The following is a 16,574-nucleotide window of genomic DNA, read 5'->3' as shown; positions in this document are numbered from 1 at the left end:
TCACTAGGGGGTCACGTCAAGATTTTTCTGAAAACGTCACCGTAACAAATCATCATTCTCAGGTGCGGTTATGTCTTGTCCCGTACTACATCAAGCCCCATACAAGCAGTGGTGTCAGGATCAGCATGAGCAGCACCGACCACCCTATGTTAGCTTCGCTGACAATATTCTCATACTGCAGGCGGTTAAAAGTATTTATAGCGTGCGGCAATGCTACGAGCACGGCTGTCACTACACCCGGGGGATACAGCCTAGAACAATACTTGTGCCAAATGTGTGAAGGTTACCCCCACTATCAGAATATACACGAAGAGCACATCCATAGCAAAATTCCTGGTGGCATGCCATCATAGGCGCCAGGCGCTTCCGCAATGACGGAGAGGGCGACGCTGATATAGCTGGACGATTGTTTGTTCCCCCATGCCTCAACCTCAAGCAAATTGCCACTGGCCCCTTCCAGTTGGCCGTCGTCCCTGTCTTACTTGCGGGAATAACATTCAATGAAGTAAATTAGATCAATATAGCAATCATACAGCTTGATCTGGCAGCTCAGATGTTTCTTCACTTCATTATAACGATCCCCTGAGAGGTTCACCATGAGAAAATACTCACTCTGAATCAGGCAGATCCTCTCCATTCTACAATCCCTGCAACCATCGATGAAAGCGAGGTAAATATTATAATGATCATAAAACCCAGAACGCGCGGTTTCATCTGTACGACTGCCCACCCCGCAGGCTGTGCACATCAGGTACAGCAGCAAGTGAACTATGTACAAAATCAGGGTAGATTTACCGGCCCCCGCAATGTACTCGTTATCGGGGCTTCAACCGGGTATGGACTTGCAGTCAGGATTGCAGCAGCCTTCGGTGCAGGAGCAGCAACTGTAGGTGTATACAGACCCAGCACAGCCAGCGAGACGCGGACGGCCTCCGCAGGCTGGTATAATTCCGCAGCTTTTGAGGAAATGGCCTATACGGCCGGCCTGCGCTCCTACAGCGTATGCGGTGACGCTTTTACCGCAGAAACGAAAGAACGGACCATAGAGTTGATCCGCAGTGAGCTCGGACAGGTTGATCTTGTCATCTACAGCGTAGCCTCGGCACGCAGAACAGACCCGCAGACCGGAGCAGTACATCATTCTGTATTGAAGCCGATCGGCAGCACCTATATCAATACAACGGTCAATTTCCATACCGGAGAACTAAGCACTGTACAGATTGAACCTGCCACCGAAGCTGAAATCGATGACACGGTTCATGTGATGGGCGGAGAAGACTGGCAGCTCTGGATTGAAGCGCTCCGGAATTCCGGTGCTCTGGCGGCAGATGCGGTCACTTTCGCCTTCTCCTATATAGGTTCGGAGCTTACACAGGCCGTCTACCGCGACGGCACCATCGGCCGGGCTAAGGATCATCTGGAAGCCACAGCCTTAGAACTGAATGCCCAATTATCACCAGGCGGAGGCCGCGCTTATATAGCAGTCAGCAAGGGCCTGGTCACCCAGTCCAGCTCGGCGATCCCTGTAGTTCCGCTCTACATCTCCGTTCTCTACAAGGTTATGAAAGAACAGGGACTGCATGAAGGCTGCATCGAACAAGCATACCGGCTGTATACCGGTTTCCTGTACAACCCGGAAGGGACTCCGGTAGACGGACAAGGGCGCATCCGGATTGATGATCATGAGATGAGCCCCGCAGTGCAGACAGAAGTGGACCGCATCTGGCCCAAGCTAAGCACGGAGAATGTCTATGAATGTACCGACCTGCAAGGCTACAGACGCGAATTCTTCCAGCTGTTCGGATTTGAGGCCGAAGGCGTCGATTATGAAGCCGATATTGATCCTGTCGTACCTGTCCGTAACAGGTACTGCGGCTAACCGGAGTATCTCCGGAAATACAAATGCAGGAGGCCGGATTCTCATAAGAGAACCGGCCTCCTGTGTGTGTATTAACGTCACCGCTTCCTGTGCACGCTTTCGCACCAGACACGTTTATGCAAGAAACCGTTGTATTCTTTAGGACTTAAGCTTATTCTGCAGCCGAGAACAGCTTCCAGGTCTCCGCCAGATTATCACGCGTCCAGTTCACATGATTCTCATCCTTATATTGGCGCGAATAACACTCAATAACCATAATAAGATCCAGATACAGGTCGTACAACCGCTTCCGCAGCACTTCATTCGGACTGTTGAGTGCTGTCCCATAACCCTCAAAAAACGCTTCCGAGTTCTCGAAATGCCGGAAATAATACTCCTGAAGCACATCACCCCAAAGCGCCCGCTCCCAGTCAATAATGGATACGATCACGCCATCCTGCACAAAAATGTTGCCGTTCCATAAATCCCAGTGAACAAGACGCGGCTGTGTCACCTCATCCAGCGCAGGCAGATAACGCTCCAGCGCCTGCTCAATCTCAGCTTCAGATACAGGTAACACTGCATTCAGTCTCCGGGCATCCTGGAGAACATTCCCCATCATCGTTCTGAAGGTCTCCCGCCAGGATGCTCCGGCACTAGCAGCACCCCCGCTGAACAGACCGAAGGCCGACCCTTTGATTTCATTGATCAGCCGCTGATACCGTCCGAGCTCGTACTCAATAGAAGCTCTTTGCTCAGCGGACAGGCTCTCCTTCACATCAATGTAAGGTTCGCCTGCTACTTTCTCCATGAAGAAATAGGGGCATGGAATCAGCTGCAGGCTCTCATCATAACTGTAGACTTCAGGCACAGGAATTCCGCCTGCGGCACGGACCAGGCGGAGAGCTTCCACCTCAGCACGCATAATATCCTTCTCATAGCTGAGCACCGCTGTCTCCGGCCCTGGAGCAACCTTAAGGATGACCGACCGTCCATCGCTTAGCTCCAGATCATATCCTGTATTAAAGAAACCTCCGGTCAGCTCTTTGCTGCCGACAACTGCTGAATCTGCACCGAAGGCGCTTGCTGTCAAAAGACTCAGCTGCTGGTCATTCAGCTTGACCTTGGTGAAGCTCTCCACCACGTTAAACCCACCACATCTCGGAAAGAGGCTCTTCAATGAGTACCTGGCGGAGATTGTCTACAGCCTTGGAGAACCCTTCCTCAATGGACATCAGGCCGTCTTCGTGTTCAATGCTGACCACATAGTCGTATCCTACAAGGCGGAGCGCGCTCATCATGTCCGCCCACACCTTGACATCATGTCCGTAGCCTACGGAACGGAACTGCCACGCGCGGTCAAGCATATTCGTATAGGACTGCATATCGGTCAGACCATGCTTGTTGACATTAACCGGATCGATCACTGTATCCTTCGCATGGAAGTGATGAATTGCACCTTCACGGCCCAGAATATGAATCGCCTGCACCGGATCAATCCCCTGCCACCACATATGGCTCGGGTCCAGGTTCGCGCCAATGGCTTCCCCTGCAGCTTCTCTTAGTCTCAGCAGCGTAGCTGGCGTATGCACCGAGAATCCTCCGTGCAGTTCAAGGCCAATCTTCACATCATGCTCAATTGCAAAAGCAGCCTGCTCCGTCCAATAAGGGATCACTTTGTTCTCCCACTGCCAGGTCAGAATCTCCTGGTAATCATTCGGCCATGGCGCAACCGGCCAGTTCGGATATTTCGCGCCTTCATGATCGCCGGGACAGCCGGAGAAGGTATTCACAACCTTAACACCCAGCTTCTGTGCCAGCTTAACCGTGTTCACGAAATCCTCATGGTCCTTGGCTGCCAGCTCCTTCTGCGGATGCAGCGGATTGCCGTGGCAGCTAAGCGCACTGATCATCAGACCGCGGGATTCTACTGCATGCTTGAATTCCTTAAGCGCTGCTTCATTCTCAAGCAGCAGCTTCGGATCGCAATGGCTGTTACCGGGGTAACCTCCGGTGCCGATCTCAACGGCCTTCAGACCTTTGGATGCCACATAATCCAGTGCTTCCTCCAGCTTGCGGCCGCCGAACAATACCATAAATACTCCAAGTTTCATTGATGTTGCCACCTCTCCCTGATCTCTTCTCGTATCTTGTTATGCTCCGTAGATATCGAAATTCTTAATGGTCTCATTCTTCTCTGCCGCTTCAAAGATGGCTTCAATCAGAACAAGCACACGCAGCACCTCAGCGTTCTTGACAATCGGTTCTGCTGTTCCTTCGATTACTGCAGCCAGATTGTCATAGAAGCTGGAGGACAGCTCAGACGCCGCCGGCAGGTCTTCGGTAATTGTCGAGCCTTCTGAAGGCGGAGCCATCGTCTTGGTCAAGCCAACACCTGCACGGATCGGTGTCGGTTCTATTTTCTCAGATGCGTGGTTACGGGTGATCATTCTTCCTCTCAGAGACCAGTCCTCAATAATAGCTGTCCCCTCAAGCCCCTTCACATACCATCTTGGCAGCGTGATGAAGTTGGTGGTTCCGACCTCAACGATAGCCTTGATCCCGTTCTCAAACTGCAGGCTGGCCTCGAAACCGTCATCTACATCATTGCCGAGAATAAAGCTCAGACTGCTGCTGACGCTTGTGACTTTGCTGTCAATCATGAACAGCAGCTGATCCAGCAGATGAACGCCCCAGTCCAGCAACATCCCTCCGCCCTGCGCCTTCACATGACGCCAGTCGCCGGGAATTCCGTTAGCACCATGCACCCGGGACTCAAGCTGGAAGAGTGATCCAATCGTCTCCTTCTCATACATCTCCTTGATTACGCGGAAATCCTCATCCCAGCGTCTGTTCTGGTGTACCATCAGCACACGTCCGGCCGCATCTGCCGCTGCCTGCATCTCGGTAAATTCGGCCGAAGACATGGCCACCGGCTTCTCACAGACCACATGCTTACCCGCCTGAAATGCACGAACAGCAATGTCCTTGTGGACATCATTCGGTGTAGCGATCAGAATAATGTCCACCTCCGGATCTGCCAGTACTTCCTCATAGCTGGAATAAGCGGTGTAACCTGCTTCGGCAGCCAGAGCGCGCCGGTCTTCCAGCAGATCGAAGGCTCCGCTCACTATCACGCGGTCACTTTCTTTGATTAATTGCGTGTGATAGCTTCCCATTCCGCCGTAACCAACGATAACTACAGTATGTTTGATTGAACTCATGGATTCCACTCCTGTTTTCTCTAATAGTCGCGTGAACCGGAGGTGCTCTTAGTTGTCAGAACTTCCGTCAAAATAAACGGCCCGTCCGGTACGTGCTGATTCATACACTGCTTCAAGGATCTGGGTAACAACAAAAGCCTGCTCCGGCAATACAACCGGATCTTTATCTTCTCTTACCGCTTCCAGCCACAGACGCGCTTCACGGTCAGCTTCAGTCTCAGCAGCACCGGAGTAGAACGCTACTCCGCCTGATCCAAGATCAACCTTGGTTTCGTACAGGCGTCCGGCACGTTCGCCGTTCAGACGCAGGCCGTCCTTCATGTCTGCTCCGCCCTCCGTGCCGGCGAGCATTGTCTTGGCTTCACCAAATTCTGACACATTCAGCGCCCAGCTGGCTTCAAGCACAATTGTAGCACCGTTCTCCATTGTAATGAAGCCGAATGCGGAATCTTCAACCTTGAATTGTTCCGGATCCCATGGACCGAAGGCATTCGCCGCATTCTTCTTCTGGCCCAGCTTATGGAAGGTGGAGCCTACAACCATACGCGGTTTGTAGTTATCCATCAGCCAGAGCGTCAGATCCAGTGCATGTGTACCGATATCGATCAGCGGTCCGCCGCCCTGCTTCTCTTCATCCAGGAATACGCCCCAAGTCGGAACGGCACGGCGGCGAAGCGCAATAGCCTTACCGTAATAGATATCGCCGAGTTCACCGCTCTCGCACAGCCCCTTCAGATAATCGCTGTCTGCGCGGAAACGGTTCTGATAGGCAATGGACAATTTCTTTCCTGTACGCTTGGCGGCATCCAGCATCTCCTTCGCCTGCGCAGTGGTCTTTGCCATCGGCTTCTCGCACAGCACGTGATTGCCGGCTTCGAGGGCGGCCACAGTGATCTCGGAGTGGCTGTCGTTTGGTGTGCATACATGCACGATGTCGAATCCGCCAGCGGCCAGCATCTCACGGAAATCAGTGAAGACAGCAGCGCCTTCAGCGCCATAAGTCTTGGCAGCCTCTTGGGCACGTTCTTCTACGATGTCACAGAATGCCACCATTTCGGCATCCGCCTGACGGGAAAGACTTGGCATATGTTTGCCGTTTGCGATACCACCGCAACCGATAATAGCAATTTTGAGTTCGTTAGACATGAATATTTCCTCCTTGATTACCATATGATTTGATCCAATTCAAACTGTCAGCTACACTGGCAAGCGGTGAACGGCTGCAATAATCCTGTTCAACCACTGCCCATTCCACACCAGCCGCAGCAGCCGCTTCAATGATAGCAGCCAGATTGACTTCGCCTTCACCCAGTACAACAGTCTCCGGAGATCCGTCTTCGCGTTTCTTCAGGTCCTTGAGGTGGATGATCGGCAGCCGTCCTGCGTATTTATTGATGTATTCTACCGGATCATATCCGCCAAAATACACCCAGCATGTATCCATTTCCACTTGAAGCTGTTCAGCAGGCACCTGTTCGAACAGATAGTCAAAAGCAGTAAGGCCGCCCACCTTCTCAGTAAATTCAAAATCATGATTATGATAAGAAAGAACCGCCCCGCCTGCCCGGCATTTGTCGCCGATCAGTTGCAGGTTCTTAGCCACTTCAGGCCAATTGCGCTGTTCTTCCGTCAGAAAAGGCACGATCAGATTACGGTTGCCAATCTCCAGATTGAAGCTGATTTCCTGTTCCGTATTGTTCAGCATAACATCATACGGGCGATGTGCTCCGAGAGCAGCGAGTCCTGTTTCCTCAAGCAGTGCCTTCACCTGCCCGGCCGTCCGGCCGAAATAGTGGAAGAATTCCACACCGCTATAGCCCAGTTCGGCAACCTTGCGTATTGTCCCTTCGAAATCCTGTTCCAGTTCGTCTCTCAGCGTATACAGCTGAAGTCCTACCTTCAACATTATTGCTCTCACTCCTAAGTTTGATCCGAGAGTCAGACTGATCTTGCCGCCACCGCCCTTTGCCCGCACCTATGCCAGGCATTCCACCTGAACAAACGGGCTGTAAACATAGGATGGAATATAGCTGTCTATCTGCCATCCGCTGCGTCCAGTGTTTGCCTATGTAGCGATCAGAGCCGCAATACAGCCTCCCCCACATCATTTGTATGTTTTTTTGCTTAGGTACATGGTAATATGAAAGCGTATATAATAAAATGAATAATATGATTAAAACATGAACAATCTGCTTATCATTTAACAACCAGGAGGACTCATGACACCTAACGCAGCCTGCCACATCCTATCCGCCGGATTCTCCTTCCACCGCAAGCCGTTTCATATGTCCCGCAGCGAAGGCGTCCAGTATTATCTGCTGCGCCTCCAGACCGAAGGACGCAGCCGGACGATGGAAGGCGGAGTCATCACTACTGTCGAGAGCGGCAATCTGATGCTGTTCGCACCGACTGATCCCTACTATTTAAGTATTGACAAGGAAGTCTACCCTGTCGGCAAGCCGCGGATTGAGAGCGGCGACTATCATATTTTCTGCAGCGGTCCCTGGATTGAAGAATGGTGGGGACGCAAGCATCGTCCGGCCGTACTCCGTCTGCCGCTCAGCGATCATATTCTTGGCCTGTTCCGCCAGCTTGTACTGGAGCAGCGCCGTTTATCGGATTCTTCACCGGATATCTCCGCGTGTTATCTGCAGATTCTATGTATGGAAATTGACAGGCTAATGTCCGAGCAGCCGGCAATTTCACCCAAGGCCTATCTTGCTTACCGGATGAAGCAATATGTCGAGGAGCATGCCGCGTACGCCTTCCGTCTGGAGGATGTGGCCGGCCATGTCGATATTTCCGTCTCCCGCGCGGTTCATCTGTTCAAAGAGGCGTTCGGCACTACGATTGTGAAATATGTAAATGACGTCCGGCTGGATATGGCGAGGGAGAAGATCACCTTCAGTCCGATGCCGCTGGAGCATGTCTCTGAAACTTGCGGGTTTGCCAATTATACGTACTTCCACCGTGTCTTCCGCAGCCGGTTCGGAATGTCACCCAAGCAGTACCGTATCCATAGCAGGGCGCAGGCGTAAGGTCAGGAGACCAGGAGGCATGCAAAAGGAGCGCCATCATTATAGATCCGCTCCTTGTGTTTGACTTTATTCAATTGCTGGCGCTTGCCGGGTGTCATTCGTACATGCTGGGAGATGGCGCCGTAATCCTGATTCATCCTGCGGTTTCTTTCGGCACACCAGGTGCCGGAGCGTTCTGCCTTCAGCAGAGCTTTTTGCGTGCGTGTACGTGCCATATGCGGTAACACTCCTTGCCATAAGCTTATTCAGTACATGCGGTACTGTTATTTTAATATTAACATAATCACCACACTACTGCCCGGTATAATTAACTATAATAGTCGATTACCCTATGGCGAGCTTACGCGGCCTTGTCCCCGGCTTGCAGCGGAGCAGCTTGTTACAGTATTCTTGATGGGCAAGGTACATGCATCTGGTACAAGAATGTCATGCATCATACCCGGAATTGAATAGGCAGAATCAGGAGGAGAAATCAATGAAATACGATGTGCTGTATGACGGCGCTTTTGCCATGCTGAAGGTAGTCCTGGAGTCAGGAGAAAGTGTGAAGGCGGAGATGGGGGCGATGGTCGCCATGTCGCCGAATGTGGAGCTGAGAGGAACGGTAGACGGCGGTCTCATGCGGGGCCTCGGCCGGATGCTGAGCGGGGAGAAATTCTTCTTCCAGGAGCTGACCGCCACCCGCGGACAGAGTGAAGTGCTGCTCTCACCAGGGGCAATCGGGGATATTCAAGCCATTGAGCTGGACGGCTCGTACAAGCTGATGGTGCAGAAGGATGGTTTCCTGGCTGGAACCCACGGCATTCAAGTAAACACCAAAATGCAGAATCTGACCCGCGGTTTATTCTCCGGCGAAGGCTTCTTCATTGTAGAAATCAGCGGCAAAGGTACCGTCTTCCTCTCCTCCTTCGGAGCCATTCACGCCATTAACCTCGGCCCTGGCGAGGAAATGATCATTGATAACGGTCACCTCGTGGCCTGGCCGGATTATATGGAGTATAAAGTGGAAAAGGCAGCCTCCGGCTGGCTGAACAGCTTAACCAGCGGGGAAGCCCTGGTCTGCCGGTTCCGCGGCGAAGGTGTTGTTCTGGTCCAGACCCGCAATCCCGGAAGCTTCGGGACGTGGATCAAGTCCTTCGTGCCGAACCGGCCGTAGCAGCGGCGGGCTGCCGATTCCGAAATTTAAAAAAGATTGAACCTGTTAATAGAAGAATCACAGGTTCAATCTTTTTTGGAAATTCATCCGCGTTTGACCGGGTACTTAAGCCATCAGCTTGTCGAAATGACTGGAAATGAGCATAATCATATCTTCCGGTGTTACCATTTCGGGATAGATTACACTATGGACGACCAATCCGTCTACTAATGCATGCAGCGTCTTGATTTCGCGGTCCAGATCCAGGTCCTGTCTTAACAGATTCACGGCATCCAGGTACTCCATCATCTGGCAGAAGCCGCTATACAGCCCGTTATGTACTTCCTGTTTCAGCGCCTGTATGGCGGGGTCCGCTGCTGCCCGTCCGACAAAAGCCAGCCAGACCTCCGCTTCCGCTCTCCTCTCTTCATCAATGGGCATTAATTCATGAATCAGCCTCTCCACATCCTCCCGGGGATTCCCCGAGTATTGAAAGACCTCAACTCTCTGATAACTTCGTTCACTCACCAGTCTCATGGAGAAGGCAAGCAGCTCGGATTGGCTGGCAAAATAATGCCGCAGCGATCCCAGCGACATGCCCGCCTCCCTGGCAACATTCCGCACGGATACAGCTTCCAGACCATCACGCCGGATGATCCGCCAAGCCGCCTCCGCCAGATGATTACGGCGTTCGTCATGGTCCACTTTTTTTGGCATAACGTCATTATAGCATGTGCACCAGCCTCATATCCCTGCTCCATAAGTCGCAAATGCGCTGATTCTCCGCTGCTATTAAATAAAAAGACGCCGGCTGTTAAATCCGCCACGCGTCTTTGGATGTGCCCCAGTTGCGGCTCAGGAAACAGCCCGGCATTCTTTATCACCCTTGCAGCCGTTTCCCTTGCAGGTATTATAGGTACCTTTGAAATCAAGCCGGTGATCGGTCACGCTGAAGCCGTACTCACGGGCCAGCCGCGCTTCAAGGTCCACCAGCCAGTCATCCTTGATCTCCTCGAGCTTGCCGCATACACTGCAGATCAGGTGGTGGTGCATATGAACATGATCGTCACCGCGCAGGTCATAGCGGGCAACGCCATCGCCGAAATTCATCTTTTCTACAATATGAAGCTCACACAGCAGCTCTAAGGTACGGTATACGGTCGCTAGTCCCAAATGCGGATAACTGCGCTTGACCAGCATATAGACCTCTTCCACGCTTAAGTGATCCTTCTCGTTGTCCAGTAATACTCTTACTATAGCCTCGCGCTGTGGCGTAAGCTTATAATTCTGTGCCGCAAACTGCTGGCTGATATTTGCTACTCGGTTCACCCGGGTTCCCACCTTTCCGGAAGTTGAACAATTCCCGACAATAATTAGTAATCTTTACGATATAAGCATAACAAACTTGTCCGCCAAAGAAAAGGCCTGACACCAGTATAACATCACTTTTCCCCAAAAACGTATAAATAGGTTCTGCTACTAATGATTATATTATTACCGGCTAGTCTTACGCCCAATCCGAAGTGCGCCTTCCCTCCATACCTTATATAGACTAAATCTCTTATAAGTGAGGATGATCCGGATGGTGAAAATAAAACCCAGGCAGACCCAGCGGCTTGTGACAGCCCGTGTACTGCGCAGAGTCGCCACGGCCATGCTGCCGTTCTACCGGAAAATTGCCGGTAACAGCAGTTATGCCGCTGATTGGACAACCGCCGTTGTCTCCGCGGATCTTGATCTGATGGGCAGACTGCTGGCCAGAATTCCCACCCTTGCCAGGGTTGATAATTATGGGACGAACGGCATCGGCTATTTCATCTCGTTTCCGTTTCCGCTGCCGGTTGCGTTCTACACGAATGGAACAACGATTCCGCCGGGCACGGTCCAGTTCACCTTCAGTACAGCAGCCCACCGCAGCATCGCACGGGCCGTAATTCCGCTCTACCGGGAGCTCTCTGTAAATAACAGCTTCGCGGAGAGTCTTGCTGCAGCCATCCGGCGCCGGGACCGTGGTGCGGTAACAGCGATGGTACGCAGTCTCGTTACAGCAGATTCGCTTAAATCCGTAACCATTGAAGACAGCGGGATCGCGCTGCTGTTCAGAACAAGGTTCAGTAAATACCCTTACCGCAACCTGCTGTTTCAGGAAATGATGTAAATCGTCTGCAACCCATCTGCAACCTTTTCTAGTGTCTTTGCGTCATTAGAGTCAAGTTGAAACGGTTTAGCCGGTACTGTAACGGACAATTACCGGATCAGCGTTCAATCTAGTGGTACAACCTACGATAGAGGTGGAATTCAGATGAGTATCAAAAAAAACACGATCGCAGCTTTTACAGCCGTAACGCTTCTTACCTTCTCTTTCAGCGGACAGATTTTTGCAGCCGGCAGCAGCTTTAAGGATATTGACAGTGTAACCGGTAAGGACAAAATCAACTCTCTGAAGCAGCAGGGCCTGATCAAAGGAATATCAGATACCCAGTTTCTGCCTGCATCCACTGTAACTACAGCACAAGGCGTTCAGTTTATCTCGGGCGGACTCCAGCTTAGCCTGGCCGCAATTGATTTCAACAAGGCACCCGTAGCCAGTGCGATCTTCTCCAAAGTAAAAGACAACGCCTGGTACGCAGAAGCATTCATCAATGCGCACTATAATGACGTGGATATTCCCGCTGATATTGATCCATCCAAACCGATTACCAAAGAGCTGTTCACCAGCCTGCTGATTCAAGGCGTTGAAAAGGCAGGCAACCTGCCGATGATCAATATCGTTCCGGTGGACATCGCCGATGCAGATGCGCTTGAGCCGTCCTACCAGGGCACAATCCAGCGGTCCTTGAAATACAACATCAATACACTGGATGCTAACGGCAAGTTCAACCCGAAGAGCCAGCTCACCCGCGCCGAAGCGGCAATTATGCTCTACAATGCACTGGACTATTTGAATTCACGCAGTGATGCAGCAACACAGAACTAACTAATGGCTGAGTAAATTCACAAGCGGAAAAGGCAGTCCGGGATTCCCCTCCCGGACTGCCTTTTTGCGTTATTGCTTAAACAATCTTAGACTTCTCCGCTGAGCCGGTTCAGGAACTGCAGGGCGCGCGGATTCTTCGTCTGCTCCAGCACCTGCTGCGGAGTTCCCTGTTCCAGAATGACTCCGTTATCCATTAGGATGATCCGGTCGGCCACGTCGGCCGCGAATTTCATCTCATGGGTAACAATGACCATCGTCATTCCTTCCCGGGCCAACTGCTTTATGACCTTTAGCACCTCACCGACCAGCTCCGGATCGAGCGCTGAGGTTGGCTCATCGAAGAGCAGCACCTCCGGCTCGACCGCCATCGCCCGGGCAATCGCCACGCGCTGCTGCTGGCCGCCGGACAGCTGATGCGGATAGGTATCCGCCTTGTCACCCAGTCCTACCTTATCCAGCAGGGCAAGCGCCTTCGTTCTGGCTTCCTCCCTGGAACGCTTCTGAACGGTCACCTGACCCTCCATTACATTGCCGAGTGCCGTCATATGCGGGAACAGATTGTAGGACTGGAAGACCATTCCGGTCTGCTGGCGAAGAGACAGCACGGTACGCTGTGGAATTTTGCCGCCGGGAGTGAAATCCAGCTTAATATTATTCAGAGCCAGACTGCCCTTATCCGGGGTCTCCAGCAGGTTGAAGCAGCGCAGCAGGGTGGTTTTGCCGGAGCCGGAAGGTCCGATGATGACCATCACTTGGCCATGCTCAACTGTAAGATCAACACCCTTCAAGACCTGCAGCGGACCGAAGGATTTATGTAAATCACGTATTTCAATCATGGGTATGCCTCCTTAACTGGCCGAATACCGGTCCAGCCGCTTCTCCAGGTATTTCTGCAGCACCGATAATACTGAGCAAAATAACAGATAAAATAATCCCGCTTCGCAATATAACAGCAGCGGTTCATAGGTAGTGGCTGTAATTTGCTGAGCTTTTCTGAACATTTCTACATATGTGATGCTTGCTGCAAGTGATGTATCCTTCACCAGACTAATGAATGAATTTGATAATGGCGGTACCGATACACGGGCAGCTTGAGGCAGTATCACCCGCCGCAAAGCCTGTCCACGGCTCATACCGACGGAGAACGCAGCCTCCCATTGGCCTTTATGTATCGACAGAATAGCCGCCCGGACAATTTCTGAGGAATATGCCCCGACACTAAGGGTGAAGCCGATCACAGCTGCGATGAACGGATCAAGCACAATGCCTACCGTAGGCAACCCGTAGAAAATAATAAACAGCTGCAGCAGCAGCGGTGTTCCGCGGATAACCCAGACGTAGAAGCCGGCAATCAGCTTCGGAATTCTCCAGGAAGAGAGACGCACAAGTGCAGTAATTATAGCAAGTGTAAGCCCAAGTGCAAAGGAGACCAGGGTCAGCGGAATGGTAAAAGCCACCCCGGCTTTGAACAGAGGCAGCAGTGAGTCGAGAAATATTTGTATTTTGCGGTCATCCATCGTTCTGACATCCTTCTTGGAACGGCAAGGCGAAGCATCCGGCTCCCGCCCTGTGTCCATAAGTTATTTGAGACTGCAGCCCAGCAGGCAAGCTTATTTCGATACATCAGCTCCAAAGTATTTCTCGGAAATCTTCAGATATGTCCCATCATCATGAATGGCAGTCAGCGCTTCATTCACCGCCTGTACAAGCTCATCATTACCTTTCAGGAAGACCGCTGCACTGTACGAGCCTTCTGCAATCTCGTCAACCTGCTTGATCTTGATATCCGGCTTCTGCTTCTTCAGATCCAGGAAGGACAAGCCATCATTGACGGTTGCATCAATCCGGCCGGAGGTCAGCAGATCAATCGCCTGATTGAAGCCCTCTGTGGATACAATCTCTGCCCCGTTATCCGTTGCAATCTTACCGAGGTTGCTTGTCAGGGATTGGCCGGCTTTCTTGCCTTTGAGGTCCGCGAATGATTTAATGTCTTCATTATCTTCACTGACGATCAGCACAGCCTTGGATACGATATACGGATCGGAGAAATCATATTTCACTTTGCGCTCATCCGTAATGGAAACTTCGTTGAAGATCGTATCGAACCGCTTGGCATCCATACCGGCAAAAATACCGTCCCACTGTGTCTCGATAAACTCGGCTTCCACGCCCAGACGTTTAGATACCTCTTCAGCAATTTCCACATCGAAACCGGTCAGCTTGCCGTCGGCATCATGATACGTGAACGGGGCATAGGTGCCTTCTGTTCCGATACGCAGCTTGCCGCTGGCTTTGACAGCTTCCAGACTATTCTGCTCAGCAGGTGCAGCACTATCTGTAGCCGCCGCAGTGGGTTCAGCCGCCGCATTGCCGCCTGTTGCTGAATTATTGTTATTGTTATTGTTGTTGCCGCATGCCGCAACCAAGGCCATGGTCAGGAGCAGCAGAATTGTCAGACTAAGTTTTTTCATAAGATTAATCCCCTCTCATCTCTCTTTATGTTCCGGAATTGCCGGCAAAATGAATCGTAACACTGAGCAGTTACATCCGTCAATAGTTTTTCCGATAATAAACATCGGATTTATGCTCTATCGGTTTTGGATAGTTTTAGCTTGCCCCGAAATTGCAATTCTTCATCAGTGGGGGCAAACGAAATGATCAAAGCGCAAATCAGCGACCCTCCAGTAAAGGAGAGTCGCCGCCTTACTTCTTATGAATGTTAATGCACCTATTAACCGTGCATGATTTCGGGCACCACTTTCTCTTTGGAGCCTCCGCTTTCCGATTTGCGGCCCCGGCGCAGCAGCAGTCCAAGGACGGCACCGCCTAAAGCGACAAAAATCATAATGTGGAAGGTATCGGCAAAGCCTTGGGCCAATACAGTCTGCTTGGCCAGCTGGAGGGCTTCCTTTGAGGCTCCGTCCACCGTCTGCCCGGCAGCGGCTGCCGCCTCCTGCATTTCAAGACCACGTGCAGAAGTTCTGGCCGTCAGAATCGTAACCAGTGTCGACACTGCAAGCGAGTTAATAACCTGCTGCATGGAGTTGGTGAGAGAGGTTACCCGGTTGACGAGATTACCTGGCGCTTTGTTCAGCAGATGCGTATTCATCGGCATCATCATCATCCCCATCCCTGCACCGCACATGATTAGCGGAAGAATGAGATCACGGCTCTGGGTAGTCAGATCGACATGGGAATACTGGAATAATGCTCCTGAGACCAGACTGAGTCCACAGACCACCAGCCAGCGCACCCCGATCCGGTCGAACAGAATGCCGGCAATTGGCATCATCAGCCCGGAAGCAATGGCCTGCGGCAGCAGGGTTAGGCCGGTATCAAATGCGCCGAAGCCGCGCGCCTGCTGCAGAAACTGCGGCAGTAGAAATAAGGCGCCATATAAGCCGAACTGGGCGATCCACTGCACGATAATTCCGGTGGTGAAATCCACAGATTTCAGAATTCGCAGCTCCAGCAAAGGGGTCTTGGAACGCAGCTCGGCAATGACAAAGGCAATCAGTGCAACAGCTCCCAGGGATAACCCGATTAGCGTTTTGTCCGAGGTCCAGCTCTGCGCCCCCTGACTTACACCGTAAGTGAGTGAAGCAAACGCCAGCGGTCCGAGAACCATTCCGAATTTATCCATGCCGGGAACGGTGTTCTTCGCCGCATTCGGCAGCTTTCGCAGCCCAATCAGCACACAGATAATACCGATGGGGATATTAATCAGGAAGATCCAGCGCCAGGAATGATATTCCACCAGCCAGCCGGACAGTACTGGACCAATCGCGGGTGCGAACAGCACGGGAATCCCCATAATTCCCATAACAACGCCGACTTTACTCTTGGGAGCCAGTCTGTACACATAAGCCATCCCGACCGGGAGCACACAGCCCCCTCCGAGACCCTGCAATACCCGGAATACGACCAGCCATTCTGCACTGCTTGGCGTTGCACACAGAATGGAGCCGATCGTAAACACAATAACAGCTGTCAAAAAGACGTTCTTAGCCCCGAACCGGTCAGACAGCCAGCCTGACAGCGGAATGACCGAAGCCTGCGCCAGCATATACCCGGTTACAACCCACTGCAGCGTATGCAGGTCTGTATTGAAATCCACCACTAGTCTGGACAATGCCACATTCATTGCGGTACTGTCCAGCACAACCATAAATACGCCGGCAATAATAGCCAGCAGCGGAACTAGAATGCCGGATAACCGGAAATCGGCATCCTGCTTCAAGGTCTGATTCATACTCCTTCTCCTCCTGAATTGTCCGCAGTCAGCTACGTTGACCTGCGGGCAGGTTTGTCTATATAATTAGTGAACGGACAATTGTCCGTT

Annotated in this window: 17 protein-coding genes; 5 read left to right on the top strand and 12 right to left on the bottom strand. The window is 51.9% G+C overall.

All coding sequences use genetic code 11. From position 1 onward, the window contains the following. Nucleotides 1–682: 682 nt before the first annotated feature. Nucleotides 683–1,879, top strand: coding sequence for an enoyl-ACP reductase FabV (gene fabV, locus R50912_RS14875; RefSeq protein WP_042235992.1), 1,197 nt, complete (start codon nt 683–685; stop codon nt 1,877–1,879). A 151-nt stretch (nt 1,880–2,030) separates the two neighbouring features. Here the strand turns inward: fabV and R50912_RS14870 are convergent, their stop codons facing one another. The 5 genes from R50912_RS14870 to R50912_RS14850 are packed head-to-tail and all read right to left on the bottom strand — an operon-like array spanning nt 2,031 to nt 6,988. Continuing rightward, nucleotides 2,031–3,002, bottom strand: a complete 972-nt coding sequence (locus R50912_RS14870) for a phosphotransferase family protein (protein ID WP_052416339.1) — start codon at nt 3,000–3,002, stop codon at nt 2,031–2,033. A gap of 1 nt (nt 3,003) precedes the next feature. Beyond that, the gene (locus R50912_RS14865) at nt 3,004–3,972 is read right to left on the bottom strand and encodes a sugar phosphate isomerase/epimerase family protein (RefSeq protein WP_042235990.1); all 969 of its coding nucleotides are present in this window, start codon (nt 3,970–3,972) and stop codon (nt 3,004–3,006) included. Between the two features lie 39 nt (nt 3,973–4,011). Further along, the gene (locus tag R50912_RS14860; RefSeq protein ID WP_042235988.1) at nt 4,012–5,082 is read right to left on the bottom strand and encodes a Gfo/Idh/MocA family protein; all 1,071 of its coding nucleotides are present in this window, start codon (nt 5,080–5,082) and stop codon (nt 4,012–4,014) included. Between the two features lie 48 nt (nt 5,083–5,130). Then, nucleotides 5,131–6,228, bottom strand: a complete 1,098-nt coding sequence (locus tag R50912_RS14855; protein WP_042235986.1) for a Gfo/Idh/MocA family protein — start codon at nt 6,226–6,228, stop codon at nt 5,131–5,133. Continuing rightward, on the bottom strand, nt 6,221–6,988 hold the full coding sequence (locus tag R50912_RS14850; RefSeq protein ID WP_042235983.1) for a sugar phosphate isomerase/epimerase family protein: 768 nt from the start codon (nt 6,986–6,988) through the stop codon (nt 6,221–6,223). The genes R50912_RS14855 and R50912_RS14850 overlap by 8 nt, the downstream gene beginning before the upstream one ends. Before the next feature lie 313 nt (nt 6,989–7,301). Here R50912_RS14850 and R50912_RS14845 point away from each other — a divergent pair, with 313 nt between their 5' ends. After that, nucleotides 7,302–8,120 carry a helix-turn-helix domain-containing protein gene (locus R50912_RS14845; RefSeq protein ID WP_039303582.1) on the top strand — a complete coding sequence of 273 codons (819 nt, stop codon included), beginning with the start codon at nt 7,302–7,304 and terminating at the stop codon, nt 8,118–8,120. 2 nt (nt 8,121–8,122) lie between these two features. Here R50912_RS14845 and R50912_RS14840 read toward each other — a convergent pair whose 3' ends face one another. Continuing rightward, complete coding sequence (locus tag R50912_RS14840) at nt 8,123–8,335, bottom strand: hypothetical protein (protein ID WP_042235980.1); 213 nt, start codon at nt 8,333–8,335, stop codon at nt 8,123–8,125. A 260-nt stretch (nt 8,336–8,595) separates the two neighbouring features. Between R50912_RS14840 and R50912_RS14835 the strand changes: the two genes are divergently transcribed. Then, on the top strand, nt 8,596–9,276 hold the full coding sequence (locus R50912_RS14835) for a TIGR00266 family protein (protein ID WP_042235978.1): 681 nt from the start codon (nt 8,596–8,598) through the stop codon (nt 9,274–9,276). A gap of 105 nt (nt 9,277–9,381) precedes the next feature. Here the strand turns inward: R50912_RS14835 and R50912_RS14830 are convergent, their stop codons facing one another. Further along, entirely contained in the window at nt 9,382–9,972 is a 591-nt protein-coding gene (locus R50912_RS14830) for a TetR/AcrR family transcriptional regulator (RefSeq protein WP_042235975.1), read from the bottom strand. Nucleotides 9,973–10,110: 138 nt separating this feature from the next. After that, nucleotides 10,111–10,584 (bottom strand): ferric iron uptake transcriptional regulator, encoded by a 474-nt coding sequence (gene fur, locus R50912_RS14825; RefSeq protein WP_042235972.1) that lies wholly within the window; start codon nt 10,582–10,584, stop codon nt 10,111–10,113. Nucleotides 10,585–10,837: 253 nt separating this feature from the next. On the opposite strand from fur, the gene R50912_RS14820 reads away from it, so the two are divergent. Further along, entirely contained in the window at nt 10,838–11,413 is a 576-nt protein-coding gene (locus tag R50912_RS14820) for a hypothetical protein (protein WP_042235970.1), read from the top strand. Between the two features lie 144 nt (nt 11,414–11,557). Next, nucleotides 11,558–12,232, top strand: a complete 675-nt coding sequence (locus R50912_RS14815) for an S-layer homology domain-containing protein (RefSeq protein WP_042235968.1) — start codon at nt 11,558–11,560, stop codon at nt 12,230–12,232. Between the two features lie 86 nt (nt 12,233–12,318). Here the strand turns inward: R50912_RS14815 and R50912_RS14810 are convergent, their stop codons facing one another. From R50912_RS14810 to R50912_RS14795, 4 genes are all read right to left on the bottom strand, one after another. Then, complete coding sequence (locus tag R50912_RS14810) at nt 12,319–13,068, bottom strand: amino acid ABC transporter ATP-binding protein (protein WP_042235965.1); 750 nt, start codon at nt 13,066–13,068, stop codon at nt 12,319–12,321. Nucleotides 13,069–13,080: 12 nt separating this feature from the next. Then, on the bottom strand, nt 13,081–13,749 hold the full coding sequence (locus R50912_RS14805) for an amino acid ABC transporter permease (RefSeq protein ID WP_039303704.1): 669 nt from the start codon (nt 13,747–13,749) through the stop codon (nt 13,081–13,083). Between the two features lie 93 nt (nt 13,750–13,842). Continuing rightward, complete coding sequence (locus tag R50912_RS14800) at nt 13,843–14,703, bottom strand: amino acid ABC transporter substrate-binding protein (protein WP_042235962.1); 861 nt, start codon at nt 14,701–14,703, stop codon at nt 13,843–13,845. A 260-nt stretch (nt 14,704–14,963) separates the two neighbouring features. Then, complete coding sequence (locus R50912_RS14795) at nt 14,964–16,484, bottom strand: DHA2 family efflux MFS transporter permease subunit (RefSeq protein ID WP_042235959.1); 1,521 nt, start codon at nt 16,482–16,484, stop codon at nt 14,964–14,966. Between the last annotated feature and the right edge of the window lie 90 nt (nt 16,485–16,574).

Source organism: Paenibacillus sp. FSL R5-0912 (assembly GCF_000758605.1).
Lineage (GTDB): Bacteria > Bacillota > Bacilli > Paenibacillales > Paenibacillaceae > Paenibacillus_AQ.
Note: the sequence above shows the minus strand (reverse complement) of the source record. Positions and strands in the feature narration are given on the sequence as shown.